The sequence below is a fragment of the Bacillus sp. TL12 genome (genome assembly GCF_022625245.1).
In the GTDB taxonomy this organism is placed as follows: domain Bacteria; phylum Bacillota; class Bacilli; order Bacillales; family Bacillaceae_G; genus Bacillus_A.
This window is the reverse complement of sequence record NZ_JAJJBY010000120.1, coordinates 1-2347: the sequence shown is the minus strand read 5'-3', so window position 1 is coordinate 2347 and position 2347 is coordinate 1. Positions and strand designations below refer to the sequence as shown.

Below are 2347 nucleotides of genomic sequence, written 5' to 3'. Positions count from 1 at the left end.
GAGTTTACGAGCAGATAATAAATATTTAGAAGAAACAATAGAGGGTAATAATCTTGCTTTAAATCATTCTCATAAACAAAATCGTGAATTGAGAGAAGAAAATAAAGAATTACACATTGAAATAAACAGTTTAAAAGCTCATATAAGGGGTTTGAGGGAAAATATAAGAGTTTTATATAACCTGTCAAAAAAAGTTATTGGAGAGCGATTTAAAGCGTTTAGAGGGCTTGTTAATAGTGAATTAGGTAGCAAGGGAATAGATAATCAATTTGAACGTGAACATAAGAGGGAAATGAGTAGATCTCAAGGTTTTGATATGGAAAGATAGGTGTGATGATGGCGAAAAAGAGAATTGATTTTTAATAGATGGAAACCTTTAACAATGCATTTCATGTTATTATAAAGAAAGACGAAAAAACCGCCCAAAGTCTTGGCGGACAGGCGGTTTTTCATAATAAGGTTGGAATCAACCAATATATATTCTATATACATTCTAACATATAAAAGTTGATTCCTTCCACTAAGGGAGAGAATTATTTTATGACAAAAGTTGTAGATTTTGGACAAGCTGAAAAAAAAGCGAAATTAAGAGATGGTAAGATTGATAGTATTTATGATCAGTTGCAAGCCGGTGGTTACTCAGAAGAAGAGAAAGCAATGCTCTTACAGTTATTAAGTAAGGCGACTGGCGGAGAAGAATATTTCATTGCAAAAAAGAAAAAACCAACGGATCGGGTGAGATTTGTGCAGATTATAATGGATAATATGGAATATTTAAATGGTATTGGATATTTCACTAATGCAGAGCAAGCGTTTTTATTGCAGATTTCTTCTTATTTAGAATTTAAAACTAATGTAATTATTGAAAAAAGCAATAATGATAATGAAATTGATACTAATGCAGCAACACCTAGCTATTTAGCTGAAAAGCTTGGTAAAACAAGAGAAAGTGTTTCTAAAACAATGAATTCTTTGCTAAAGAAAGGTGTTTTAGGGGTTGCAGAAGCAGGAATGACAACTGATGATGGAAGGATTTGCACAAGTCGTACATGGTTTGTAAATCCTAATATTATGTGTTGTTCTCCTAAGGATAGTGTTGATAGAGCAACTCAACATATTTTTAAAAAGTCATTAAGAAATTTTAAGGTTAAGGGCGATACTAAAAAACATAAATTACCAATTTATTTATTCTAGATGTCAATTTTACTATTGACATCTTTCTTTTTTGTATTATTTTCCATTTTCTAGGTGTGAAAAAAAATTCACACAGGTGTGAATTTTTTTTCACACCCTACATCGTATAAACCCTTGCTATTACTGACTTTTTATATTTTCTCTATCTCACTCTTATATATAGGGCTAAAAGTTCCGCAAGGAACGGGTAGTATTTTTGAGAAAACCACTCAAAAATCTCCACCCTCAAAATCAAAAAGTCGGTTCGTTAATCCTCACCTAAATGCTATCGCCTTTTCTTTTTGATTCTGTCCTTGCAAAACTTTTTTCGGCTCGTGTGCTTTTCTCGCCAAGCCGACAGACAAAAAGCAATGCAATGGTTATCGACTTGGATTAGCAATTATACGAGCCGAACCGCTTAGATTATTCGTTCAAAAAATAGTTCTTATCCAAAATTCGATACGTTTAATACGTGGGGTTTCGTCCCCACACGACGAGCCAGCACTTTAGCCAAAAAGCAAATATTAGATCAAAAGACAAGAATACAACCTTAAAAAAATAGAAAAACTCTCTATGAATGTTTATTCATAGAGAGTTAATATAACGCCCTATTATGGATTTGAGACGAAGCTATTTTGTAGATTTTGAATAGCTGAAATGATTTGTTGTACTTGAGCATCTTGTGCAGGAGTTAATGGAGATCCATCAGAAGTAAATACTCTAATGCAAATTGGACACACTTCTACATTCAATCCGAGCAATTCAATGTCAATTCTTCCAGTATGAACACTAAGAATAGTATTATCTCCCTCACAGGTTGCACAGTTGGTTTCAAAGGCCATAGTAATCAACTCCTTTCATTAACAGAGTTAATATATTTATATGAAAAAGATTGTTTATCTGATATAGATTGCTATATGATTTTCTACTTTACCATAGAAAATGTAAGAAAATAGGTTCTTACATGGTAGATTAGCGATAAATGTTCTTTTAGGAGTATCACTAGTATTTTGGAAAAAACCATGCTAAGCAAAAAATACAATAAGCTGCCCATATGGACAGCTTATTTACATAATTCTTGTTAGCGGAAGTTCTAATTTAGTTAATAACCTGATTGTCATGATAGTTCATATACATACTTATCTATAACAGAAATGGTAGCCACTCGTTTTGG

General features: G+C 32.4%; 2 protein-coding genes and 1 pseudogene. 2 read left to right on the top strand and 1 reads right to left on the bottom strand.

Annotated features, from left to right (window positions below; all coding sequences use genetic code 11):
- Positions 1–328 (top strand): annotated as a pseudogene (locus tag LOK41_RS27795) (plasmid recombination protein); the annotation flags it as partial.
- A 212-nt stretch (positions 329–540) separates the two neighbouring features.
- Complete coding sequence (locus LOK41_RS27790; RefSeq protein ID WP_241819323.1) at positions 541–1194, top strand: MarR family transcriptional regulator; 654 nt, start codon at positions 541–543, stop codon at positions 1192–1194.
- A gap of 590 nt (positions 1195–1784) precedes the next feature.
- On the opposite strand, the gene LOK41_RS27785 is transcribed toward LOK41_RS27790, so the two are convergent.
- Entirely contained in the window at positions 1785–2015 is a 231-nt protein-coding gene (locus LOK41_RS27785) for a hypothetical protein (protein ID WP_241819322.1), read from the bottom strand.
- Between the last annotated feature and the right edge of the window lie 332 nt (positions 2016–2347).

Bases quoted from the DNA above. Each gene is read 5' to 3' on its own strand.
- LOK41_RS27785 (WP_241819322.1), bottom strand. From the start codon at position 2,015: ATGGCCTTTGAAACCAACTGTGCAACCTGTGAGGGAGATAATACTATT.
- LOK41_RS27790 (WP_241819323.1), top strand. From the start codon at position 541: ATGACAAAAGTTGTAGATTTTGGACAAGCTGAAAAAAAAGCGAAATTA.